The organism is Pedobacter arcticus A12 (genome assembly GCF_000302595.1).
In the GTDB taxonomy this organism is placed as follows: domain Bacteria; phylum Bacteroidota; class Bacteroidia; order Sphingobacteriales; family Sphingobacteriaceae; genus Pseudopedobacter; species Pseudopedobacter arcticus.
Map to the genome: position 1 here is coordinate 373,439 of NZ_JH947125.1, position 25,201 is coordinate 398,639.

The window sequence follows — 25,201 nt, forward strand, 5'->3', positions numbered from 1 at the left end:
ATCCTCAAAGTGTATTTTTGTTTTTAATTAAAGCGTAACAGAAATTTGATATTGATTATGCGAGTGTGCGTAAAAGAATCTGCAATTTTGAATATAAATTATCTCTTATTAAATTCTAACTGCTGAAATTGTTTTTTGGCTGTTCGTTATTTTAATAAAAGACAATATCACAAAGTAAATAAAATGCAAAAATCGGTCCTGAATCTTTGCTTAATCGCATCCTTGTTTTTAGGTGCATGTAGTCAGCAATTACATGTAAACAAAACAGAAAAACAGCTTTATCCAATTACAGTCGAGCTAAAATCTGATTCCAGCATGGAAGCTTTTGTATCTCCATATCGGCAAAAGCTAGATTCAATCATGAATGATGTAGTAGCTGTTTCAGCAAAAGAGATTCCGAAAGGTAGACCAGAAGGCTTGCTGAATAATTTCTTTGCAGATGCCATGTACCAAAGTGGAAAAGATTGGAACCTAAAATTTGATTTTGCTTATACCAATTATGGTGGGCTGAGGATTCCATTGCCTAAAGGCAATATTTATAGATATAAGATTTTTGAATTAATGCCTTTTGAAAACGCCGTTACATTAGTGACTTTTAAAGGTGATGACGTACAGGCATTTTTTGACTTTATAGCTGCTGGCGGAGGCGACCCTATCTCGGGTGCAAGTTTTGTGATTGATGGAAAAAAAGCGGTAGAGATTAAAATCAATGGTGAACCTTTCGACCGAAGTAAAAACTATACCGTTTTAACTTCAGATTATATGGCGAATGGTGGAGACGGTGGTGTAATTTTTAACAAAGGTATTGGCCGTATAGACTCAACCCACAAATTAAGAGATGCCTTGTTGTTGTACCTCGATAAGAAACAAAAAGCTGGCGAAAAACTAAATCCTATTAACGATGGAAGAATCAAAATTAAATAGAAGAAAGTTTTTAAAAACTGGCTTTTCTGGTGCGGCTCTTTTAGCTTTAGGTTTAAATTGTGAGAGCGTTTTTGCAAAAGATGATTTTAAGAAACTGACCATCTTGCACACCAATGATGTGCATAGCCGCATTGATCCTTTCCCACAAGACGGAAGCAGGAATGCTGGTAGGGGAGGTGTAGCGCCTAGAGCTACGCTGATCAATAAAATAAGGGCAGAAGAGCCCAATGTTTTGTTATTAGATGCCGGTGATATTTTCCAAGGGACACCTTATTTTAATTTATGGGGTGGTGAGCTGGAAATAAAGATGATGAGCATGATGGGCTACGATGCTGCAATTATGGGTAACCATGATTTTGATAACGGCGTAGAAGGCTTTGTGAAACAATTGCCCAATGCAAACTTTCCAATTATTAATTCAAATTACGATTTCAGAGATACCTTAATGGAAGGGCAATCAATCCCCTATAAAATCTTTAACAAGCAAGGAATAAAAATAGGTGTTTACGGATTAGGGATCGCATTAGACGGTTTGGTAAACCCAGTTCAGTATGGCAATACAAAATACCTTGATCCGCTTGAAAAAGCATTAAAATATGAACAGGAGCTAAAAAGGGAATACAAATGTGATTTGGTAATCTGTCTTTCTCATTTAGGCTATAAATATAAAGAGCAAAAAATTTCTGATGTTGTTTTAGCTTCAAACCTTTACCATACAGATTTAATTATTGGCGGGCATACGCATACATTTTTAAGCGTTCCAACAAGCATCAGAAACAAAAGTGGAAATGAAACTTTGGTTAACCAAGTTGGCTTTGCCGGAATAAATTTGGGAAGGATAGATTATGTGTTTTCAAGTAAAAATTCAAAGAAAGTGACTTATACTTCTGCATTAGAGGTGATTGAAAATAATTTCAAAATATAGTTTTTTTAACCGATTTTTTTTTGAATCTTCGATGCTCGGAAGTAAGCATCCCCGCCAAACTTCCATCGCATTTTAAATCAACATATTAGAAAATTCAAATGGAAAAAACTTGTACAAGTGTATGGGAAAACTGTCTGCAAATCATAAAAGATAACATTCCGACTCAAAGTTTCAAAACCTGGTTTGAGCCAATCATTCCACTACGGTTAGAGGCTAGCGTGTTAACCATACAAGTGCCTAGTTTATTCTTTTACGAATGGTTAGAAGAGCATTACGTAGGGCTTTTACGCAAAACTGTAAAGAAGCATCTTGGAGATTCCGGTCGTTTAGAATATAACATCGTAGTCGAAAAATCATCGTCACAAAAGCCATATACAACCAACTTACCATCAAGTGGAAACGGAGCAGAAGGGAAGAACCAATCTATCCCAATGCCGGTAGCTTTGAACAAGGATATTAAGAATCCATTTGTAATTCCAGGGCTTAAAAAATTACAGGTAGATCCACAGCTAAATCCTAACTATACTTTCGAAAATTTTATTGAAGGAGACTGCAACCGTTTAGCCCGTTCAGCAGGTTATGCGGTAAGTGCAAAACCAGGCGGAACTTCTTTTAATCCCTTAATGATTTATGGCGGAGTGGGCTTAGGTAAAACGCATTTGGCGCAAGCAATTGGTAACGAAGTAAAACGTACCATGCCAGACAAATTGGTGATTTACGTTTCTTGCGAAAAATTTTGTCAGCAGTTTGTTGATTCCCTAAAGAATAATACCATTAACGACTTTGTTAATTTTTACCAAGCAATGGATATCATCATTATGGATGATGTGCATAATTTTGCAGGTAAAGAAAAAACACAGGACATTTTCTTCCATATTTTTAATCACCTGCACCAATCTGGAAAGCAGTTGATCATCACTTCTGATAAACCACCAAAAGATTTGGCAGGTTTAGAAGAAAGATTACTTTCAAGATTTAAATGGGGTTTATCAGCAGATTTATCTGTTCCTGATATTGAAACCCGCATGGCAATTCTTAAAAAGAAAATGTACCAAGACGGTATAGAGTTACCTAACGATGTAATTGAATACGTAGCCAATAATATTGACAATAACGTTAGAGAGCTTGAAGGCGCAATGGTTTCTTTATTGGCGCAATCAACACTTAATAAGAAAGAGATCGATTTAGCGTTAGCTAAGCAGATGTTAAAGAACTTTATCAAAAACACAAGCAAAGAGATTTCTATGGAGTATATCCAGAAGTTGGTTTGCGAATATTTTGAAGTTCCGGTAGAAATGGTGAAGTCTAAAACGCGTAAACGCGAAATTGTACAGGCCCGTCAGATTTCTATGTATTTAGCAAAAAGCCATACAAAAACTTCATTGAAATCGATAGGCGCATTTTTTGGTGGCAGAGATCACTCAACCGTAATTTACGCTTGCCAAACCGTAGAAGATTTAATAGATACTGATAAGAAATTTAAAGCTTACGTACAGGATATCCAGAAAAAACTTAAAATGAGTTAATAAAACTCGTTGAAAATAAAAATCCCTTAGCTGAAGAAGTTAAGGGATTTTTTGAGATATTATTTTGTGCAGGCAATCTTTGAGCTAGAGAAATCTATGTTTTTTAAACAGCGCTAAATCTTAAACTTATCGCCAAGTACCTGTTCTTTAATAATTAAATCTGCTATGCTAGTTTCTGATAGGATTTTCAAAGTTGCATCTCTTACGCTCTGAAAAGCATCTCTAATACCACAGGTTTCTTCGTCTCTACACTCATCACAGCGCTGGTAAAAGTTTAAGCTTACGCAAGACAGCATCGCAATAGGTCCGCCAGTTAAGCGCATCACATGCACCAGATTGATTTCTGCTGGATTCTTTAATAAAGAATAACCACCACCAGCACCTTTTTTACTGTACAAAAAGCCAGCGTTGCGCATCTCCAAAAGAATCTGTTCTAAAAACTTTTTCGGAATTTTTTCTCGTTGGGAAATAGAAAGGATGTTCAAAGGCTCGCCCCCAAATTCCTTTGCTAGCACCATGAGCGCCCTAATGGCATATTTCGTTTTTTTAGATAACAATTATTTAATTTTGAATGACTGAGTTTTGAATGATAGAATAATGCTTGGCAAATTGTTTAATAATTTTGAAGGATTGAGTGTTTTCTAAGTCCTTAAACCTCATACCCTAAGCCTTACGCCTTAGTTTATTTCAAAAGAATAAGTCACTTCCACACCGCCAGCTACCAGCATATCATGTACTGAGCAATATTTTTTTACGGCTAATTCCGCTGCTTTTTCGGCTTTAGCTTGATCAAGCTTTCCTTTTAATTTGAATAAGATATGAATTTTTGTGAATATAGTTGGAATCTCTTCGCGTCGGTCGCCGGTTACATCCACAGAAAAATCAGTAATTTCTTGTCTTTGTTTTTTGAGGATGCTGATTAAATCCAAAGAACTGCATGACCCCAGTGCCATTAAAACCAGCTCCATCGGACGGACACCTAAACCTTGTCCACCAATTGCTTCCGAACCATCAATATGTACTTTTACTTCGCCACTACCTTTTGCTTCAAAATGTACAGCGTCGTTTAATCTATTTAATTCTATTTTCATGTTTTTAAAGTAATAAGTTTTAAGTGATAGGTATTAAGTAACTAGTATCGAGAACTGTGCAAATTGCTTTGTAATTTTAGCTCAACAAGCCTAAAAAACTAACCACCGAAAAACCTAACCACTACTTAGATTTCTCCAAAGCGCTAATCACATCCTCTACAATATCGTCAATATTTTCTAAACCAATAGAAAGACGGATTGAACCTGGGTAAATCCCTATTTTCTCTCTTTCTTGTTCAGTTAATTTAGAATGCGTTGTAGATGATGGATGTGTAGCGATGCTTCTGCTGTCTCCCAAATTGGAAGTAATTAAAAGCATTTCTAAACAATCTAAAAAGCGTTTTGCTCGTTCAAAGCCACCTTTAATTATAAAAGTAACAATTCCGCCACCCTGCTTCATTTGTTTTTTAGCAAGCTCATATTGCGGATGCGATTTCAAATGCGGATAACGCACTTCTTCCACCTCGATACTTCTTTCCAGAACTTCCGCAATCTTTAATGCACTGCTACAATGCCTGTCCAAACGGATTGGCATTGTTTCTAAACTTTTGGAGATTAACCAAGCGTTAAATGCCGACATTGCTGGTCCAGTGTGGCGAATAAAGAACATCATTTCTTTAATTAAATCTGCTCTGCCACAAACTGCACCACCCAAAACACGGCCTTGTCCGTCCATGTATTTTGTTGCGGAGTGACTTACCAAATCCACACCGTACGCAATTGGTTTTTGTAGGTAAGGAGTTGCAAAACAATTATCAACATTGATGATAATTTGCGGATGTTTTTCTTTGATTTTGCACAACCACTCTAAATCCACCAACTCCAAACCTGGGTTTGATGGTGTTTCTAAAAAAATCATTTTGGTGTTCGGCTGAATCGCTTTTTCTAAATCTTCTGGTTTAGAAGCATCCACATAAGTTGAAGTAATGCCCCATCGTGGAAAAAGTTCTGTCAACAACTGATGCGTAGAGCCAAATATAGAGCGGAAAGAAACAATATGATCTCCAGATTTCAACAATGCAGCAAAAGAAGCAAACACAGCTGCCATCCCTGATGAAAACACCAAACCAGCTTCTGCACCTTCCATCATACAAATTTTGTCAATCAGCTCCGTGGTATTTGGGTTTGAATAACGAGAATAAATATTCCCTTCTTCTTCGCCTGCAAAAACTGCTCTGCCTTGCTCAGCATCATCAAAAATAAAACTTGATGTTAAGTACAAAGGCACAGAATGTTCTCTGTTTTCAGTTCTTTTTGCTTGTGTGCGTATTAATTTGGATTCTTCTTTCATTGTTTTTTAGTTGGTTAGTGATTAGTTGGTTAGGTTGTTAGGCTTGTCCAATAAATCACTTGTTTTTTACTCCGTCATGTTGAACGATTTGAAACATCCCATATGCAGAGTATTTTGACAGCTCGTCATGTCAAACGATATGGAGACATTAGCCACCTTATAAGTTATACTCACAGACTATGGACTACCGACCGTGGACCATGGACTTTTTTATTTCAATCTCTCCTTTAAATAGTGCCCAGTAAACGAGCTTTTGTCCTTCGCCAGTTCCTCCGGCGTTCCTTCAAAAACCAACTTTCCGCCGTCATTTCCCCCTTCCGGACCGATGTCAATTACCCAATCGGCACATTTCACAACGTCCATATTATGCTCAATTACAATGATTGTATTTCCTTGATTGATAAGAGCTTCAAAAGATTTTAAAAGCTTTTTAATATCATGGAAGTGCAGACCAGTTGTTGGCTCGTCAAAAATAAATAATGTTTTAGAGCTATTGTTTCCTTTTATTAAAAAAGACGCAAGTTTTATTCGTTGCGCTTCCCCTCCTGATAGCGTATTTGAAGACTGCCCTAAATGGACATATCCTAAACCAACATCAACCAAAGGCTGTAGTTTAGCCGTGATTTTGTGCTCATCCTTAAAGAAATCCAAAGCTTCGTCAATGGTCATTTCCAAAACTTCTGATACGTTTTTGTCTTTATACGTTACGTCTAACACATGTTGTTTAAAGCGTTTTCCGTTACAAGCTTCGCAAGGCAAGTAAATATCCGCCATAAACTGCATTTCAATTTTTACTTCGCCCTCGCCTTGGCAAACATCGCATCTGCCACCTTCTACGTTAAAAGAAAACGCTGCAGGTTTCAAACCGCCAGCTTTCGCCGATGCTTGTGAAGAATATAAAGAACGGATTTCATCCCAGGCTTTTACATAAGTTACCGGGTTTGAACGTGAAGATCTTCCGATAGGATTTTGATCGACCATTTCTACACCGGTGATTTCGTTTATTGCACCTTCAATGCCATCGTAAGAACCTGTTTGCTCACCCGAATAATTACCTAAAGTTTTCTGTAAAGCGGGCAATAAAATCCTTTTTACCAAAGATGTTTTTCCAGAACCGGAAACACCTGTTACAGCACAAAGCACATTTAAAGGAAACTTTACATCAATATTTTGGAGGTTGTTTTCTCTAGCACCTTTAACCTCAATAAACTCAATGGGTTTTCTTCTGTTTTTAGGGACAGCTATACTTTCTCTGCCACTTAAATATTTACCGGTTAAGCTATTTTTATCTGTTAAAATCTCATTATAAGTTCCTGCAAAAATAAGTTCGCCACCTAAGGTTCCCGCCTCTGGGCCAATATCAATCAAATGATCGGCCGCCTGCATCATTTCTTCTTCGTGTTCAACTACCAGAACCGTGTTGCCTACATCGCGTAAAGATTTTAAAACTCCAATTAAACGGTTGGTATCTTTCGGGTGTAAGCCAATACTTGGTTCATCCAAAACATACACAGAACCCACTAAAGAACTTCCTAAAGAAGTCGCCAAGTTGATACGCTGCGATTCCCCACCTGATAAAGTATTTGACAATCTGTTCAGCGTTAAATAACCTAAACCAACCTCGTTCAAAAACAAAATACGGTTAGTGATTTCTAACAATAAACGTTTCGCAATTTTTGTATCACGCTCATCCAGTTTCAGCGTTTCAAAAAATGGAAGCAACTCCTTCAAAGGCATCAAAACCAAATCTGTAATGGAATGGTCCACTACTTTCACATAAGTAGCGTCTGAACGTAAACGACTGCCCATACAATCCGGGCAATTGGTTTTTCCGCGATACCTTGACAGCATTACGCGATATTGAATCTTATAGGTTTGCTCTTCTAAAAAAACAAAAAAAGCATCTAAACCTTTAAAATATTTGTTTCCTTTCCAAAGTAATTTACGTTCTGCATTGGTCAATTGACTAACCGAACGGTGAATTGGAAAATCGAATTTTGCAGAATGTTTTACCAGCTCATCCAGCCATTCCTTCATTTTTTCTCCACGCCAAGGCGCAATTGCCCCATCGTAAACAGATTTTGACTTATCCGGAATGACCAAATCTTCATCAATCCCTAAAACACGACCAAAACCTTCACATTTTGGGCAAGCCCCGTAAGGATTATTGAAACTAAAAAAGTTAGGTGTGGGCTCTTCAAACTTGATTCCGTCAAGCTCAAACCGATCAGAAAAGTGTTTTCTTTCCCCGTCAAAATCTACATAACAGTCACCTTTTCCTTCAAAAAAAGCAGTTTGTACAGAATCCGCCATTCTACTGATGGTTTCATCTTCCTGGTTGGTCACAATCCTATCAATTAAAATCAGCAGTTTATGCTCATCTTTAATCTCTTCGTTTGCAACACTCGCATCCTCCAAAACATCCTCAACTTTGCGTATCTCCTCGTTCAACACAATTCTTGAAAAACCTTTTTGTAGCAAAACCGCCAATTCTTCTTTCAACGTACGGTTGTTGTGCGGGTACAGCGGACATAAAATAGTGGTCACACTTTCTTCGGGTAATTCCGATAGGTAATTCACCACATCCGTCACCGAATCTTTTTTAACCATTTTGCCCGAAATCGGAGAAATAGTTTTCCCAATTCGGCTGAAAAGCAGTTTTAGGTAATCGTAAATTTCCGTAGAAGTTCCAACTGTAGAACGCGGGTTAGAGGTAATTACCTTTTGCTCAATCGCAATGGCAGGCGCAATCCCTTTAATATAATCAACATCAGGCTTGTTCATCCGCCCCATAAACTGGCGGGCGTATGATGATAAACTCTCCACATAACGTCTTTGTCCTTCCGCGTAAAGCGTATCAAAAGCAATGGAAGACTTTCCAGATCCCGACATTCCGGTAATTACAACCAGTTTGTTTTTTGGGATGGCGACATCAATATTTTTGAGGTTATGGACTCTGGCGCCTTTAATAAGTATATTATGTTGTGGATCTAATTCTTCTTTCATTATCAATTCTCTCTGCAAATCTCCTGCTAAACCAACAGCTTCTAAATTTTGTTTGCAAAAATAAAGCTATTAATCCACAATAAATAAGCGTTTGCCAAAATGAAAGCAATTGTTGGCAACAGGGAACAAAAAATGATATTCATATTAATTTGAGAGCACATTTGGGCGTTCCCCAAGCTTCGCAAGGGTCGGGCTATTCGTTACAATCTTTTTTGTTGTTCTTCGACTCCCTCTTCGACTCCGCTCAGAGTGACAGTTCTTAGGATGGCAAAAAAGGATTTTCACTGCTATCCCTAACGCGGAAAAAATCGTGTGCCAAATCTGTTTCATAAAATTTCGCGTTCTACAAAAAAATATATCTTTTATTTAATCGATGGGACTTTTTGGCTTTTCAGGCTCTTACTATAAACCGTATAAAATATAAAGACGATAAGTATGAAAGTGCAGAAGCCGAATTTTTTAAAGTATCCCTCTCTAGTTGTGTTAACGCTTTTACTGAGCGTTTCTTGGATTAATAAAGACGATGATTTTGTAAAGAAAGCCTTTAACACCGCAACCCCTTTGTATAAAAACATGCTAGAAACTACCGGTGATGATTTCAAAAATTATCCACATTCGCTGTTAAGCAATGGCAAACTTAGATATTATCAGATAGATGAATGGACTGGAGGTTTTTGGCCTGGCAGTTTGTGGAATATGTATGCTTATACAAAAGACCCTCAATGGAAAGATGCTGCTTTAAAATGGACAAATTCATTAGAAGCTAACCAATATAATACCAAGCATCATGATATTGGTTTTATGATGTATTGCAGTTACGGCAATGCGTTAAAGTTTGATAATAATCCAAAATACCAGCAGATTCTTGTACAATCGGCAAAATCACTAACACAGCGTTATTCGCCAATCGTTGGCAGTATACAATCGTGGAATACCAGAAAATCAAAAGGCGATATTAATCTGTGGGAATACGCCGTGATTATGGATAATATGATGAACTTGGAACTGCTTTTTTACGCTTCAAAAGTTACTGGAGATCCACTTTATAAAGGTATTGCCATTAAGCATGCTGAAAAAACCATGCAAAACCATTTGAGAAAAGATTACAGCTCGTACCATGTCGTTAACTACGATCCAAAAACAGGAAAAGTTCTTCATCAACAAACCCTTCAGGGTTTTTCAGACCAGTCAACTTGGGCTCGCGGACAGGCTTGGGGAATTTATGGATTTACCACTGTTTTTAGAGAAACCAAGCAAAAACGCTTTTTAAACACCGCTATAAAAATGGCCGATTTTTATTTAGATCATCCAAATCTGCCAACAGATAAAATACCTTATTGGGATTTTAATGTGGGGCAAAAAGGCTTTAATCCGGATTGGAATTTTGAACCCGCCCAATTTAAAGATACGCCAAGAGATGCTTCTGCTGCTGCAATCACCCGTTCTGCTTTGTTAGAGTTGAGTACTTTTGTAAAAGGATCTAAAAAGCAGAAATATTACAATGCAGCAGTTGCCATGCTCAAGTCTTTAAGTAGCGATGCTTATTTAAATACGGATGGAGAAAATCCATATTTTCTTTTAAAACACAGTACAGGCAACTTACCAAGCAACAGAGAAATTGATGGATATTTATTATAGTTCTGTGGGACGCAACGGAGTTTTGCTGTTAAATATACCTCCAGACAAAGAAGGTTTAATCAACCAAAAGGATGTCGAAGCACTAGAAGGCTGGACAAAAATCAGACAAGCAACGTTTGGCGTGAACCTCGCTAAAGGCGCTGTTATCACATCTTCTAACGGAAAAAACATCAAGGCACTGCTGGATGATAATTACAGCACAAGCTGGACAACAAAAGGAAAAGACAGCACTGCCCTTATCGAGTTAAATTTAAAAGAACTGAAAACATTTGATGTTCTGTTATTACAGGAGAATATTACTGTTGGACAAAGGATTGAGAAATTTGTATTGGAATACTGGAGTGGAAAAACTTGGGAGCAAGCTGCTCAAGGTACAACGGTTGGATATAAGCGATTAATCACTTTTAAACCAATTTCTACTACAAAAGTCAGATTGAAAATTGAACAATCACGTTTAAACCCTACTATCTCAGAATTTGGTTTATTCAGGTCGCCGCTAAAATAGCTGCCCGTTCAGAAGTTAAAGAAACAAATTCACTACGTTTTTACGGTCGCGAGTTTTGAAGAAAAGCTGGGTGTTTCATCTAGCTTTTTCTTTGTAACAGTTTTCCGCGTTTAAGGAAATTGTTCTTATCCTTGTTTTAAAACGCTAATTTCCAATTTTTAAAAATCAGAATGGGTTTAGATAAAATAACTGCAAGCCTGCTTCTTTTGCGGTCTATAACCTTTGCTGTTTTATTACAGGGATAATAAAATCGTTGCTAATGTATCATGTTGAGATTTATTTTCGTATATTGTAGTATATGGTCAGTGATTATAAACAAAGAAAAACATAGTGAATTAACCTTGTTTTGTTTGGACCAAAAAATCCAGACTACGTTAAAACGCGTTAATTATTTTGATTTTAATAAAATTATCATTTCATTTGATAAAGTTCATCAGTAAAAAAGGAGAAAACATATAGAAAAAACACTACTTAAATAATTAATAAACTCACAATTTAAAGTAGGATCTATTATGAGCTTTCACGAAAAAACAGACCAAGAACTGGTGCACCTTTATATTAAGGGGAATGAATCTGCTCTTTCTGAGTTGGTTACCAGACACAAATCACGCATATATACTTCCATTTACCTTTTGGTTAAAGATGAATTTTTGGCCGAAGATATTTTTCAGGATACTTTTATTAAGGTGATTAAAACCCTTAAAGCCGGAAAGTATAACGAAGAAGGTAAGTTTTTACCTTGGGTGCTCCGGATTGGGCATAACTTGGTTATTGACCATTTTAGAAAAGAGAAACGTAACCCAACCATCACCAACTCAGATGGCTTCGACATTTTTGATGTTTTAGGCATACACGATGAAAGTATGGAGGAAAAAATGATTAAGCAGCAAACGCATGATGATTTAAAAAAACTGATTCATTATTTACCATCAGAACAAAAAGAAGTTTTGATTATGCGACACTACGGCGATTTAAGTTTTAAAGAAATTGCCGATCTCACCAGTGTAAGTATCAATACAGCTTTGGGCCGTATGCGTTACGCTTTAAACAACCTTCGTAAAATGATGACGAACAAAGAATTGATTTTAAAGGCGAGCTAGTGTTTTAATTACACAATTGAATACTATTACAAAAGAGTTTGCGTTTCTATTTTAATTAAACTTTAAACAGCTTATGATGGAAACCCTTACTCCTACTTTAAATTCGATTGTTAACGACGAAGAAATGTCACAAAGAGCTATTAACATGCTTAGTACTGAAGATGTTGAATTTTACGAAAACTTAAAGCCCGCTTTAAATAATTTGGTAAAAAGCCCATCCGAAGATATTGTTAACCGCATCTTAGCATTTTCTAAAACGTTTTAACAAAAGCGTTGAAAGCTAAATAGGCTGCTCTTGTAAAAAGAGTGGCCTATTTTTGTTTTAAACCCCGTCATGTCGACGCTAGCAGACATCTCACGTATATTTTTAGATACACTAAGCTAAATTTCTGGTGGTTATTTGGGCGCTTTAAAGCGCTTTCCACTTTATTTTTTTTTGTCCTCCTGAATTGTCACTCTGAGCGAAGCAGAAGAGGGGGGGGTCGAAGAACAAAAAAAGGATGCCGTTTCTCCGAAGGAGTCCTTTGGACAATCGTTAGCGCAAACTTTACTCGTACGAGGGCCTTACTATAGAAACCCCCTCAGTATATTTTCAGTACTGAGGGGTTTGAGTTAATGTTCAATAATAATTTGTTTTTTGATGATTGTTTTTCCTTCCTGTATGTGCAAATAGTAAGTGCCATTAGGAATGTTATGGGTATCAAAACTAATGTCATCTCCTTTTGTGCTTTTTTGTTGATACATTGATGTTGCTTTATCATTATACAAGCTAACAGAAAAACTTTTATTTGCGTTTCCGTTGTTCGGGGGAGTTGAAGTGGTTTTGTTTTCTTTTCCCTGTTTATCTCTGGAAACAGTAAGCGTCTGGTTTGTAGGGTTAGGATAAATGGTATAAGTATAATACGAACTATAGGGAATATAAATGTATTTCCAATCGCTAGTTCCGCATTCGTTTGTATAACGAGCTACTAAATAGACAGACTGATTGAAATTTTCAATAACAATTCCACCACCGAGAATCTGAGTGGAGCTAATTTGCTCGTCGAAAGGTCTATAAGGTTGTAACGGGGTGCCGTCTGTGCTTTCAATTTCAAAATATCTAGTACGACTGTCAATTTCGTAACTTTTTGGAGTATAACCATCATGACTAAATAGTTCTGCATGGATACCACCAGAAGTAGTATTTCCACTATTAGTGATTTGGTATGGCTCAGGCTGAGAAACCTTGATGGGTTTATTTATGGCAACGGTGCCACAAGCAGTAATTAAAGATGCCGTTAAAGTAACATAACCCCCGTGTATCGGCGTTAGTGTTATGCTACTTCCATTAACCGTTGATGTAACAATGTTAGTTGGACTAGTTGACCATGAAATGGAGGTGCCTGTGGGTAGATTAGTTACAGAATAGGTTTCTGGAGTGGTACAGAGACTGGAAGCGCCAGAGATTAAATCGCTATTAACCGATGGAGAACAATTATTTGAACAAATTAGATTATTACTTGTAGAGTTTTGCATTTCTTTAAATATCCATTCGGCATTTCTTGCAGTAAAACGGATGTGGCTTTCATTGAATGTTCCTGCACCCCCACCCGATAATGGTTCTTGTGCTATGAATGTTTCTGCTGAAGATGGGTTTATCGGACTCCATCCATTCACATAAACCCCAGATAAGCTGGCGTTATTAAAGTTTTGTACATCTAAAGCACTAGCAGTAGGAACGAAACAGAAATTACTGATTGTTGCTGTATTCAAATTTGCACTGTAATTATATAGTAATGGGAAATATCCGCTGGCACTGGTACCCGAAGCATCTAAAGAACCAATCGGAGATGTACCACCAGTAGCCCCATCTATTGGTAAAAACGTTGATGAGTTAATATTGCTGGTGTAATTATAAAAATCTTTAGCAATAGTTATAAACCCAAAAAGCTTTACTTTAGCCATAAACCTTACTTTTGCAATTGTAGCCGACGAACCAATATTTGGCAATGCGTTGGCGTTGATTTCTAAACTTGCCTTAACAGTTGTTAATGCAAGGGGAATTAAAGCACCTGCACTGCCCTGTATATTTAAGATATTGGAACCAGGAGCAAATAAAGGTGTCCCGCATTCCGAACCTTGGCTAGTAGCTATAAAACGATATGTTGGTTGAGGGTTTGAAGATGAAAATGTTACCATAGGCTTATAAAAACTTGATAAGAAAGTGTTGTTAGCAATACTGCTGAACTCACTGGTTACCCTATATTTTAACAACTCTGTTGTTGCAGGCGCATTTAACAAATCGACAGCTTCCTGATAGCTTGGAAAAACATCTCTTATTTTATATCCAAATACATCTACACTGCCAAGTGCAAAAGCTAATTTTTGCATACCTATGGGCACATTTGCACCCTGGTGTGGGCTATCATGCGTAATTAGTAAACGGGTTTGCGTGACTATATTATTCTTGGTCATATTAGCTAAAGCATAACGGGCTACCAAACCGCCCATACTTACACCCATTACTACGTTTTGTTCTGTACTGCTTCCTTTTTGATTATTTACCCAAGTGATTACTTCTTGTAATAAAGCGGCATTTCTCACAATATTATCTGTGCCATTGGCATAATCTAAAAACACCAAATCGTAACTGGCTGTATCGTCTAATGCTTGATTGAAGTCGTAGCCTTGAGAATTAGTTTCATCAAAATCATTAATTAAGCTTCTATAGTTATAATTTGTAATTGATAAAGTTGGGGCAGCGGAAAAAGCATCATACCCCTCTACTACAATTAAAGGTTTTTTAATATGCCCTGATGAATTGTTTGAGCTTAGGCGTATAATTGCATTTCCGCCCGAATGGCTAGAGGTAGCATCAAAATGTTGGACAGAATTTGTTATAGTAGCACTATATCTTTGAGGTTCAATGTTATTGATCTGGTCAACATGAATTTCTGAATAGCATTCGTAAACGCTCTCACTAACTACCAATTTAAATTTTAAGGTTTTATCTCCTGATGATGTATATGTTGGCGAAATTGCTGTGTCCCATGATACCGAACGGTAACCGTAGCCATCCGAAAAATCGATATACAAAGCACTAACTGTTAAACCACTATTGCTGTAAAATAGGTCTGATGGAAAAATGAGAGAAAAATTTTCGTCTGGATATTGTGCTTTTGCCGGACTGGCAGCAAAAATAAACTTAGTTAAGTAGGGGTTTTCGGTTCGGTTAGGCACATCCAGTACCTGATCGTTTACAATGCTCAGTAAATTGGCCGAAAAAGCATAAGATTTCACGCTGTTATATTTACCAAATAAAACCGCTATAGGGATACTGGTAGCTGTTGGCGAATTGTGAGTGGCAATACTATCGTTTACCGAAGTAATAGGAACAAATGGATTCTGATTAAGCAAACAGGCTGTGCTAAGGGTAAAATATAATCCTCGCCAAGTGTCGATATTCACTTTATTGCTATCGGTTAATATACCGTCAAAAGGAGCAAGTGAAAAAAGAGGGAAAGCTCTTTCATCAATAAACCCAGTTGGAATCTGATTACGATCTAATTGCTGAAAAATATATTCATATTTACCAGCCAAATTGGTAGTGTCTATTTGGGCATTTACCTTTAGTAAAACCAAAAGCAAAGCCATTAATAAGTAGATTTTTTTCATTTTTATGAAGTTTAAATGATTAATAAAGTTTTATTTACTGAATTGATAGATCAAACCTACCTTCTGTGGCATTGATAGTGGGGCAACCCTCTTTTTCCAATTTAAAATTGAATGTTCCAGAGATAATTCCATTACCCTTTAAATCGAGCTTAGTAATGGTAATTGAACCGGAAATTTTTGCCCCGTCAGTATAATAACACACATCATCACTATAGCTTACATTTTTAAATGGTGGCTCAAAGTTATATGTACCTGGTTTATTTATATTAATTCCTCCAATTGACAAATACATTTGATTATTTTCAGATAAAATTCTTTTTGCAGATATACCTAATGCGCCTCCATTATAAGTCGGATCATAAGATAAATCTAATTTTGATTTTAAAATGGGGGCTTTGGGTAGCCAAACCTCTCCGTTCAATAAAAAACCAAAAGTGTTTTTACCCTCTTGAGTAATGGGGGGTAATTGGTTGTTTACGGAGTTGTTTTCTTTTTTACATTTCATACCTGTAAAAAGGGTAAAGCTTAAGGCTAAAAGCAAAAGGAATAATGTTTGGCGGTTTAATTTTTGTTTTTTCATGATAATTGGATTTTAGTTTTTATGGGTTAATTTTTTTTGTTAGCATTTTTCCGTTATTGGTTACGGCAAATAAAGATTTACCGTTGTAAGCAATTCTGTTCACAATTAAACCTTGCTCCTCATATTCCTGTTTCCAAGTTATTCCTCCGTCCGAAGTATGGAAAACTCCACTAGTTCCTCCCAGATAAGCTTCCTTCTCGGAAAGAATATAACTTGACAAATGATTATCCGGAACACGGTTACTTACTAGTTTCCAGGTATCTCCTCCATCAATAGTTTTAAAAAGTTCACCATAGAAGGTGAAAGTGAACACATAGCCTATCCTATCACTAAGGAAAAATACATCTGATATGTTGGCAAATTGTTCCGGCAATATTTTCCAAGTCAACCCGCTATCCGTTGTTTTCGCCAATACTCCAAAATTTGTACTGTCCTAGGTAGCACCAGCCATGGTGTAACCTGTATCAGTGCTCGTGATAACGTGTCTTTCCCAAGGATTAGTTTAGTTTCAGTTTTCTTTGATTTCAGTTGATTTTAGCAATGCTACTTTAGTTAACTCTAACTCTAAAGAAGTAGCATCTACCTCTGGAGGAAGTAGTTGGATATTTCCACTGAACGTCACTTTCACACTATCATTTAGCGAAATAAGTTTAAAACTTTCGGGAACATTACAGATGCGCAAGGGGAGATAGTTATTTTCCATATTCGAAGGCTTAATATAGAAAGCAGAAACAGATAATTTAAAACCTGGTAAGCTATCGGTGTAAAACAGCGTACCTTCGTTGTTTTCAAGACTGATTAGATTGCCAATCAAATTGCACTGCTTTAAATCTTGAGTAGATATACCCTTTTCACATGAGCTTAGGGCGAAAATACACCCCGCTAAAACTATTATTTTTTTCATAACCGGTTGTTTTATTAGATGTTAGTTGAAGTTAAATAAAAATAATTAAATCATACATAATTTTTTTATAAAAATTTATCGTTGAATTTCTAGTCAAATATTCATTATTGCATAAAACCTAATATTTTCGCATTAAGTGAGGGATTTCAATAGGTAGTGGCTTGGTTGTTATTTCCTTATTTTGTAAACTTTCTATATTTCTGTTTCCTCGTTTGTACCGCTTGCTTTCACGTTAAATATTGCTTTTTCTAAAAATTTTTATGCCCTATAGGGATAGACGATTTGCATAAAAATGGTATTTTGGCATTAGTTTAAGATATCCCAAAAAAAATAGAAGTGGAAAAATTTATTAAATGAGAGCAGTTATACAACGGGTAAGTGAAGCAAAGTGCGTGGTGGAAGGAGATAAAACCGGAGAAATTGCAAACGGCTATGTGGTGCTTTTGGGCATATGCGCAGAAGACACCACTGAAGATTTAAAGTGGCTCGCTCAAAAAATTGTCAACCTCCGTATTTTTAATGATGATGCCGGACTGATGAACAAATCTTTAAAGGATATTGATGGGAGTATCTTGCTGATTTCGCAGTTCACTTTATTTGCGCAGACTAAAAAAGGCAACCGTCCGTCTTTTATTACCGCTGCAAAACCGGATATTGCAATTCCCCTATATGAAAGAATGATTGTAGAGCTAACGGAGCTGACCGGAAAGAAAACCCAAACGGGTATTTTTGGTGCGGATATGAAAATTCATTTAATAAACGACGGACCCGTTACGATAACAATTGATACAAAAAACAGAGCATAAACCATGCAGATTAAAGAAGCACAGGAACTGGTAGACCGGTGGATAAAGACCACAGGTGTTCGTTATTTTAGCGAGTTAACCAACACGGCCATTTTGATGGAAGAAGTAGGAGAGGTAGCTCGCATTATGGCGAGGAAATACGGTGAGCAATCTTTCAAAAAATCTGATGAGGATGTAAACCTTGCAGATGAAATGGCGGATGTGCTTTTTGTACTGATTTGTTTGGCCAACCAAACCGGAATTGATTTAACAGATGCCCTCAATAAAAACTTGGATAAAAAATCTATCAGAGATGCAACAAGGCATAAAAACAATGAGAAATTGAAGTGATGTTCATTCAATCCGCTGTATCAAGCCCAATCACTGACCAAGGTAAACCGTTAATTCGCCCTTGGCCTTTGCGGTACAGTTGAAGAAAGTAAAAGCAACTCCTTTCATAGCAAAGGGCGCAGGCGACGGTTTTTGGTTCCTTTTTTCTGTAAAAAAGGAACTGCCAATGCCCGGCACAAGGGTAGGAAAGCCAGTGAGATGGCCGGATTCTTCATTTGAAAAGAAAATAGATTCTAACTCAAAGCCAAATCAATACTTCCCGCCGGACTAAAATCTCCAGAATCATCTAAAAGATAACTTATTGGTTTTTCGGGATCTTTGATGATCTCTAGCAATAAAAATCCCCAACGTTTCCAGAAGTTTTCTAACACCTGCCCATAAATTTTGAACTGCCAATCGTCAAAAATTGGTTTTGCATTCATCCCCTGTAAAGGCATTGCTTCCACAAAAATCTGCTCATCAGTTGGGATAATATGATACTCGGGCAAACGGTTGAACAAATAAGCCGAATAAAATAGTTTAGCACAAAGCTCCTCAAATTGGATAGGATGAAGGGTTTTACCTTCTATTTTCTCCCAAATCTCTTGATGATATTTTTTATTGGCGCCGTTATCCTGCAAGCTGATTAAAATCCCAAAATCTTTAAGGCGTAAAGAAAAACTTAAGGTATTGATCTCATCGCGGTAAGCAAATTCGTATTCTGCGTTTTTAACCGGACAAACAAACAAGCTGTAAGGTTTAAAATCCTCAAAAACTACGGGTTGGTTTATTTTTTGCAACATGCTGTGCAACATCCCAAACTTATGGATTAATCCCTGCGACATGTTAAAACCATCGGCATACGTGTTTTGTTGTTTAATGGCAACCTGAATTTCCTTAAAAATTACGCCATAAACAGTTTTAGCAACCCATAAAAAAAGTAAGTCTTCATCTAAAGCCTTAACGGCGTTATAACCTTTTTCAAAAGCTTCTTGAATTGTTTGTTCTAAAACAACTAGTTTTTCGCGGACGTTGTCGCTACAGGGCAAAACAAGATCAGCATAGCTCAACATACTTTCATCCAGCATTTTGAAGGGCATGTCTTTTAAATCATAGCTGTCGGTAAGCCAATTCGCGAAAACAGGTAAAAAAGGTTGGTCTTTTGGTAAAGCTTCGCCACTTAAGAAACAGTGCGAATTATCAAAACGCATTTTTTTAAACGGATGGTATAATTGTGCTGGCATGGCGCAAAAATAGGAAAGCTATTCAAATTTAAGGGTGATAATTTAAATATTGGTTATAGATTTACGTTCAATAAACTCTTTACGCTAAAATTACTCGTTCTATCGAGGCGAAGAACAAACCAAAGTAGGCGGTTAATTTGGGTCATTCATATCGAAAGGTAGAAAGAAGAAAAGTTCTTCGACTCCGCTCAGAATGACAATGAGAAAAAAAAAAGAATGCGAGAAAAATTGAACTGCCCACACAGCAAAAGAATTTGCCAAAGTAAACCGATAAATTCGGCCTTGGTCTTTGCGGTAAAAAATGACCCAAGTAAACTCACTTCCATTGTAGCAAAGGGCGCAGCCGAGAGTTTATTCAATTTGTTTATTGATTTTTATAGGTTTTCATGAGTTCGCTTCGCTCGGGTTTTGAATATTTTTTTGCGGAAAAAATTGCGAAGCACTCTTGAATGCTAAACAGAAAAACAATAAGAAATGAAAAAGTATTTACCATTGCCCGGCAAAAGGGCAGGCAAACCTAGAGCGCAATCGCCTAAAAGAATAACGCAGGTCTTTTTACTTTTAACTTTCTACTTTTAACTTAATTATACCTATTATAAAAACTACTAACCCTTTGCGTCAACTGATCATAAATAGGTTTGGTAAAAGCTAAAAATAAATCCTGTGGTGCAGGTGGGCGACTTTCTCTTCTGTTTAGCAGTGCTCTGTCATTATCCGTTAACGCTCTTTCATCTCCTCGATAAGCGCCCCAAGTATCAACCCAAATGTAAGTTCCAGGCATTTTTTCACGGTTAATAATTTTGTTGGTTGCTAGGTCAATGATTTTGAAATCTAATAAACCGCTGGATGTAATGGTTTTCTCAAACGTAGTTAGTTTACCTTGTACAGTCCCGTAAATTGCTTTTGGAACCGAATCTCTAGTTTGTCCGATCTTAACGTTTTCTCTTTTAATATCCTCAACCCGTTCTTTAATATAGGTTTGTCCCACTACAAAATCATCGAAATCCAACTGTAAAACCTGGTCGAACTTTACTTTTGCCAGCATTGCTTCTTTTGGACTGTAAAACTTAACAAAGCTTTTGCGCTCGTAGTTTTCTAAATATTCGTTTATCTTATCCTGAAAAAAATCATTGCTTAATTTGTACAAGCGGGAGTTTACCTGTACCGGCTCAACCCTAACCCTAATTACTGCAGCCCAATACGCATCATCCATTTTGCTTTTGGCATCTTTAAAATCGGGGTAAAATTGTTCTGCTTTTTCAAAATTGTAATACGCGTCTCTGGCGTCGTTTCGGGTCTTTGTTTCTAGCAGTTTCAAGCCTGCTTTGTACCTTGCTTCGGCAGCAAAGTATTTGGCGTCACTAGCTTCAGAAACATATTTGGGTGCATCAGAAATCACAGTGAGGCAAGCAGGGCAGTCTCCTATGGCATAAGCCAAATTGTTTATAGACTGGTATTCGGTTACAATTTTTTCCCATTTAAAGATATCATCCTTCAGCTTAATATCGGTAATCCTACTCATGTGCCGGTCAAGCGCAAGATCATAGCCTTTTTTTAAAGTTTCAATGGCCTTAGCTTTATTGGGCTTACTTTTTAAGCGATTGATGGCGGTATAAACTGCTTGGTCGTAATCTCCACTTTGAAGTGCTTTTTTACCACTACTACAGGCGTTGATTAAAACTATCGTTAATCCAATTAAAAATAGTTGAGTAATGTTAGTTTTCATGTCGGTAGGTTTTGATTTTAGCAAGCTGATTTATAATAAGACGATGTGTTGTTGCCAAAAGTTACCACAATTATAAAACAATTGTTCTGAAAGTTAGGTTTACCCGTGGCGAGTTTATTTTTTTTGTTGGTGGTAAACGATGGAGCCAGTTACTCTGGGTGGAACCATGCATTAACAACAGACTGCCATTCTGTAATACAAGCTCAACTTTTTGCTTTGTTTTTTTATGTTTGAACGCAAATTTGCGTTCTGCGCCAAAACTTAATGACGCAATAGCGGTATTTTTTCCTAAGCTTTTTTCATCATCACTATGCCAGGCCATCCCTTCATCGCCATTATGGTACAAGTTCAGTAAACAAGAATTGAATTGTATCCCTGTAATATTTTCAACCAGTTTCTTCAATTCTAAAAGCTCCGTCGTCCAAGTTAAAGCTTTTCTTGTGATGTTGGAATAGGTATAGGAAAAGTTACTGTCGGCATACCAAGCTACTTTTCTTTTGGTAATGATGTGCTTTCCGTAAATAATAGCTTCATCGTTTTTCCACGTAATTTCTGACAATAGGTATCGAAGATATTCCTGTGCTTTTTGCACCGACATGATTTGCCCGTAGTAATTTACATCGCCATCTATTGGGAGTAGGTTTGGGTTGCTATCTGTGCTGAATAAATCCATATTGGTGTAAAGATTTTAGCGGTAAAGATAAATGAGATATATGGAATTTACTAAACAGAGAAGATTAGCTTGAAAAGCTGTAAATTTGAGTAAAAGTATTAAAAAAGCAAACACGCTACTTTAAGCTAAATAGTTAATGAAAATAGTATGTCAATATCATCAGAGTCAGAATTAAATGGAATGCAAAAAGTAAGTGATGCTGTTGCTTATACACTTAAAAAAATGAGAGATTTTGCAAGTGTAGGAATGTCAACCAAAGAACTTGATGAGTATGGAGCAAACATTTTAAAAGGTTTTGGGGCAAACTCTGCACCGTTTATGACTTATAAGTTTCCAGGGTGGACATGCATCAGCACTGATCAAGAATTTTGTCATGGAATTCCATCAACAAAAAGGATATTGAAAGAAGGTGATTTGATTAACATTGATGTTTCAGCAGAGTTGGGTGGTTTTTGGTCGGATAACGGCGCTTCGTTTGTAATTGGGGAAGATAGATTTGGCCATCAAAAACTTGTGGATGCTTCAAAAGCTATTTTACAAAAAGCCATAAGTAATATAAAAGGGGGTGTAAGAATTTCTGAGATTGGACATTTGATAGAAACTGAGGCGAAAAGACGTGGCTTTAAGGTTATAAAAAATCTAACGGGACATGGCGTGGGCAGAAGTTTACACGAAGAGCCGTCAGAGATTGCGAATTTTAGAGATAGATATAATTTAGAGAGGTTTAAAAAGAATTCTGTTGTTGCAGTGGAAACGTTTATTTCAACAAATTCAAATTACGCCATTACCTTAAATGATGGCTGGACCATGGTAGGTGATAAGGGTGGTTATATGGCACAGCATGAGCATACGATTGTAGTTACTGATGGGATGCCCATTATCCTGACGGATAAGAATGAAATCTGGAATTAAAACCAGAGTATGAGGCGAAAAAATCTCCAATTTTTTCGGATCAGGGATTTCTAAAACATCAGCCGATATCAATCGGAATAAAATAACTTATTTACTCACGTACATTACTTCTTTAACTGCTTTTACTACGCGTTAAGCTAGCAGCAATTAGAGTTGGTGCATAAGGCAAAGGCACATTCGTACAAGTAATAAGTAAAAATTGACAGACACGATGAACAAACCGTTACATTGCCAACTTGCAAAACCCGACAAACTGCTTGCCGACTTTGTTGATACGTTTTCATCTTTACAAAATCTGTCAGATACAGACGAAGCTGTCGTTATTCCAAACGGAAAAATTGACTTGCAGTTTTCTAAAACGGAGGACAATGAATTACAAATTTCGCTTTTAGGCATAGAAACACAGCCAAGCCCGAAATTATTTCCAAAACAAGAAAACTTACCGCTTTTTGCAGTTAGTTTTAATCCGCTTGCGGCAGAGTATATTTTCAAATATTCTATTGCCAATCTATTGAACACTAAAACAGAATTACCGAATAATTTTTGGGATTTCAACATTTGTGATCTGAACGATTTTGATTTTTTTTGCAAAAAAGTTTCACAAAAAATCCACTCGCTCTTGCCAAAAGAGATTGACAGTAGGAAGCGCAAATTGTTTGAATTGATTTTTATTACCAATGGAGAAATGAGCGTAAAAGAACTTTCCGAAAACGTATTTTACAGCACAAGACAAATCAACGCCTATTTTAATCAACAATTTGGCCTTTCGTTAAAAGCGTATTGTAATATCATTCGTTTTCAAGCTTCACTTTCGCATATCAAAGACGGAAAACTTTCCCCACAATTAAACTATTACGACCAATCACATTTCATCAAAGAAATCAAAAAACTTTCGGGAGCTTCGCCCAAAGAGTTATTAAAAAATGAAAACAGCCGATTTTTACAATTTTTAGTGCCAATACCAAAATAACTTTACAGCTTAAATTTGATTGTAAGAACTATGTTGCTACAAAATAAAAAAGTTGCAGTTATTGGCGGCGGACCTGTTGGTTTAACGTTTGCCACATTATTACAGCAAGCAGGTGTTCATGTAAATGTTTACGAATGGGACGTAAGTGAGTTTGCTCGAATTAAAGGTGGAACACTTGATTTGCTCCAAAATATGGGACAAAAAGTGTTTGGAAAAGCAGGACTGTTAGAAGACTATTTTAACAACGCAAGACCAACAGCCCGCAGGTTTGCTGATATTCACGGCAACATTAAAGAACGTTTTCCCGCATTTAACAATCCCGAAATTGACCGAAACGATTTGCGAAAAATACTTCTGCAAAGTTTGCGACCCAATACAGTGGTATGGGATAGAAGATTCGTTTCACTTAAAGAACAGGACGATAAATTTTTGCTGCAATTTGAAAATGGCATTACTGAAACAGCCGACTTGGTTGTGGGTGCAAACGGTATAATGAGTAATGTAAGGCAACAATACATAACCGGCACATCGCCTTTTTATACAGGAATTGTAGCCATTGCAGGAGAAGTTTTAGACTATAAAATACGTTGCCCGAATTTCAAAAGGTTGTGCGATGATGATAAAATAATTGTAAAGTATGAATACTGCTTTTTTCTTTCTCAGCCCAAAGCACAAAGCGAATTGTATTATTACATCTGTTTTCCGAAACCTGAAAGTTGGATAAAGGGAAACGGTTTAAACTTCAGAGACAATAAACAAATAAGTGGTTACTTGGATGATTTACTTGCCGACTGGGATAGCGCATACAAAGAAATTTTTGCCCTAACAGATGAGTTTACATTACTTCCACTTCGGCAAGTACCATTAGAAAATTGGCGACCACATAAAAATATTACATTGATTGGCGATTCGGCTCACGGAATGCCACCTTATGCCGGTGTAGGACTAAACACAGGCTTAATGGACGCATTGTATTTATCTGAAAATTTAACCAACGCAAATTTTAAAGATATTCAATCAGCTATTCAAGACTATGAAAACAAAATGTTTGAATATGCATCTGAAGCACAACAAGAAACAACCAAAAATAAAGCGGCTCTTTTTGCAAAAGATCCTAAGGAATAAGGTTCAATAACTTAGTTATAAAAACTGGAATGGGTAGATAATGAAAATATAACGTTAATGGGATGAAAAGAACGATGTTTTTACAACGTTTAAGAAGTTGAATTCTGAAAATAGAAATGGGTTTGTTCGACAACAATCTGTAAAGAAAAAGGTGGACAGTAAAGCTGAGCTGCCAATATTGTGTATAAGAAATAGCTTAAAAATTGTTGACTCAACAATTTTTAATTTTAGTGATTTTTGATGTTAATGAATTTATGACATTAAAATCCGTTACTGCTTATACACTGAGCCA

General features: G+C 36.7%; 23 protein-coding genes. 12 read left to right on the plus strand and 11 right to left on the minus strand.

What is annotated here, in order from left to right; genetic code table 11:
• The first annotated feature begins 183 nt into the window (after positions 1-183).
• The 3 genes from B176_RS0102905 to dnaA all read left to right on the plus strand — a co-directional run bounded on the left by B176_RS0102905 (position 184) and on the right by dnaA (position 3,375).
• The gene (locus tag B176_RS0102905) at positions 184-924 is read left to right on the plus strand and encodes a 5'-nucleotidase C-terminal domain-containing protein (RefSeq protein ID WP_017257277.1); all 741 of its coding nucleotides are present in this window, start codon (positions 184-186) and stop codon (positions 922-924) included.
• Positions 902-1,849, plus strand: coding sequence for a bifunctional metallophosphatase/5'-nucleotidase (locus B176_RS0102910; RefSeq protein WP_017257278.1), 948 nt, complete (start codon positions 902-904; stop codon positions 1,847-1,849). Before B176_RS0102905 ends, B176_RS0102910 begins: the two co-directional genes overlap by 23 nt.
• Before the next feature lie 98 nt (positions 1,850-1,947).
• The gene (gene dnaA, locus B176_RS0102915; RefSeq protein WP_017257279.1) at positions 1,948-3,375 is read left to right on the plus strand and encodes a chromosomal replication initiator protein DnaA; all 1,428 of its coding nucleotides are present in this window, start codon (positions 1,948-1,950) and stop codon (positions 3,373-3,375) included.
• 113 nt (positions 3,376-3,488) lie between these two features.
• Here the strand turns inward: dnaA and B176_RS0102920 are convergent, their stop codons facing one another.
• The 4 genes from B176_RS0102920 to uvrA form a co-directional block, all read right to left on the minus strand.
• Positions 3,489-3,932 carry an RrF2 family transcriptional regulator gene (locus tag B176_RS0102920; protein ID WP_040539787.1) on the minus strand — a complete coding sequence of 148 codons (444 nt, stop codon included), beginning with the start codon at positions 3,930-3,932 and terminating at the stop codon, positions 3,489-3,491.
• A gap of 120 nt (positions 3,933-4,052) precedes the next feature.
• Positions 4,053-4,466: an OsmC family protein gene (locus tag B176_RS0102925; RefSeq protein WP_017257281.1), complete on the minus strand. Its 414-nt coding sequence runs from the start codon at positions 4,464-4,466 to the stop codon at positions 4,053-4,055.
• 121 nt (positions 4,467-4,587) lie between these two features.
• Positions 4,588-5,757 (minus strand): trans-sulfuration enzyme family protein, encoded by a 1,170-nt coding sequence (locus B176_RS0102930; protein WP_017257282.1) that lies wholly within the window; start codon positions 5,755-5,757, stop codon positions 4,588-4,590.
• A 210-nt stretch (positions 5,758-5,967) separates the two neighbouring features.
• Positions 5,968-8,763 carry an excinuclease ABC subunit UvrA gene (gene uvrA / locus B176_RS0102935; protein WP_017257283.1) on the minus strand — a complete coding sequence of 932 codons (2,796 nt, stop codon included), beginning with the start codon at positions 8,761-8,763 and terminating at the stop codon, positions 5,968-5,970.
• Between the two features lie 435 nt (positions 8,764-9,198).
• Here uvrA and B176_RS0102945 point away from each other — a divergent pair, with 435 nt between their 5' ends.
• From B176_RS0102945 to B176_RS0102960, 4 genes are all read left to right on the plus strand, one after another.
• Entirely contained in the window at positions 9,199-10,401 is a 1,203-nt protein-coding gene (locus B176_RS0102945) for a glycoside hydrolase family 88 protein (RefSeq protein WP_017257285.1), read from the plus strand.
• Entirely contained in the window at positions 10,385-10,906 is a 522-nt protein-coding gene (locus tag B176_RS0102950) for a discoidin domain-containing protein (protein ID WP_017257286.1), read from the plus strand. The genes B176_RS0102945 and B176_RS0102950 overlap by 17 nt, the downstream gene beginning before the upstream one ends.
• Before the next feature lie 512 nt (positions 10,907-11,418).
• The gene (locus B176_RS0102955) at positions 11,419-12,006 is read left to right on the plus strand and encodes an RNA polymerase sigma factor (protein WP_017257287.1); all 588 of its coding nucleotides are present in this window, start codon (positions 11,419-11,421) and stop codon (positions 12,004-12,006) included.
• 73 nt (positions 12,007-12,079) lie between these two features.
• Complete coding sequence (locus B176_RS0102960) at positions 12,080-12,271, plus strand: hypothetical protein (protein WP_154647872.1); 192 nt, start codon at positions 12,080-12,082, stop codon at positions 12,269-12,271.
• 347 nt (positions 12,272-12,618) lie between these two features.
• Here B176_RS0102960 and B176_RS0102965 read toward each other — a convergent pair whose 3' ends face one another.
• From B176_RS0102965 to B176_RS0102980, 4 genes are all read right to left on the minus strand, one after another.
• On the minus strand, positions 12,619-15,660 hold the full coding sequence (locus tag B176_RS0102965) for a T9SS type A sorting domain-containing protein (RefSeq protein ID WP_017257289.1): 3,042 nt from the start codon (positions 15,658-15,660) through the stop codon (positions 12,619-12,621).
• 34 nt (positions 15,661-15,694) lie between these two features.
• A complete protein-coding gene (locus tag B176_RS0102970) occupies positions 15,695-16,240 on the minus strand; it encodes a DUF6252 family protein (RefSeq protein WP_017257290.1) in 546 nt (181 codons plus the stop codon).
• A 19-nt stretch (positions 16,241-16,259) separates the two neighbouring features.
• Positions 16,260-16,652: a WD40/YVTN/BNR-like repeat-containing protein gene (locus tag B176_RS0102975; protein ID WP_017257291.1), complete on the minus strand. Its 393-nt coding sequence runs from the start codon at positions 16,650-16,652 to the stop codon at positions 16,260-16,262.
• 96 nt (positions 16,653-16,748) lie between these two features.
• On the minus strand, positions 16,749-17,144 hold the full coding sequence (locus B176_RS0102980; protein ID WP_017257292.1) for a hypothetical protein: 396 nt from the start codon (positions 17,142-17,144) through the stop codon (positions 16,749-16,751).
• 353 nt (positions 17,145-17,497) lie between these two features.
• Here B176_RS0102980 and dtd point away from each other — a divergent pair, with 353 nt between their 5' ends.
• A complete protein-coding gene (gene dtd, locus B176_RS0102985; RefSeq protein WP_017257293.1) occupies positions 17,498-17,950 on the plus strand; it encodes a D-aminoacyl-tRNA deacylase in 453 nt (150 codons plus the stop codon).
• 3 nt (positions 17,951-17,953) lie between these two features.
• The gene (locus B176_RS0102990; protein ID WP_017257294.1) at positions 17,954-18,280 is read left to right on the plus strand and encodes a nucleotide pyrophosphohydrolase; all 327 of its coding nucleotides are present in this window, start codon (positions 17,954-17,956) and stop codon (positions 18,278-18,280) included.
• A 233-nt stretch (positions 18,281-18,513) separates the two neighbouring features.
• Here the strand turns inward: B176_RS0102990 and B176_RS0103000 are convergent, their stop codons facing one another.
• The 3 genes from B176_RS0103000 to B176_RS0103010 form a co-directional block, all read right to left on the minus strand.
• Positions 18,514-19,470 carry a hypothetical protein gene (locus B176_RS0103000; protein WP_237739791.1) on the minus strand — a complete coding sequence of 319 codons (957 nt, stop codon included), beginning with the start codon at positions 19,468-19,470 and terminating at the stop codon, positions 18,514-18,516.
• Positions 19,471-20,083: 613 nt separating this feature from the next.
• Entirely contained in the window at positions 20,084-21,229 is a 1,146-nt protein-coding gene (locus B176_RS0103005; RefSeq protein WP_017257297.1) for a hypothetical protein, read from the minus strand.
• Between the two features lie 70 nt (positions 21,230-21,299).
• Positions 21,300-21,902, minus strand: a complete 603-nt coding sequence (locus B176_RS0103010) for an alpha-ketoglutarate-dependent dioxygenase AlkB family protein (RefSeq protein WP_017257298.1) — start codon at positions 21,900-21,902, stop codon at positions 21,300-21,302.
• A gap of 147 nt (positions 21,903-22,049) precedes the next feature.
• Between B176_RS0103010 and map the strand changes: the two genes are divergently transcribed.
• The 3 genes from map (at position 22,050) to B176_RS0103025 (ending at position 24,909) form a co-directional block, all read left to right on the plus strand.
• On the plus strand, positions 22,050-22,814 hold the full coding sequence (map, locus tag B176_RS0103015) for a type I methionyl aminopeptidase (protein WP_017257299.1): 765 nt from the start codon (positions 22,050-22,052) through the stop codon (positions 22,812-22,814).
• 211 nt (positions 22,815-23,025) lie between these two features.
• Positions 23,026-23,784 (plus strand): helix-turn-helix domain-containing protein, encoded by a 759-nt coding sequence (locus B176_RS0103020; protein ID WP_017257300.1) that lies wholly within the window; start codon positions 23,026-23,028, stop codon positions 23,782-23,784.
• A 15-nt stretch (positions 23,785-23,799) separates the two neighbouring features.
• Complete coding sequence (locus B176_RS0103025) at positions 23,800-24,909, plus strand: FAD-dependent oxidoreductase (protein WP_202803328.1); 1,110 nt, start codon at positions 23,800-23,802, stop codon at positions 24,907-24,909.
• Positions 24,910-25,201 lie beyond the last annotated feature (292 nt).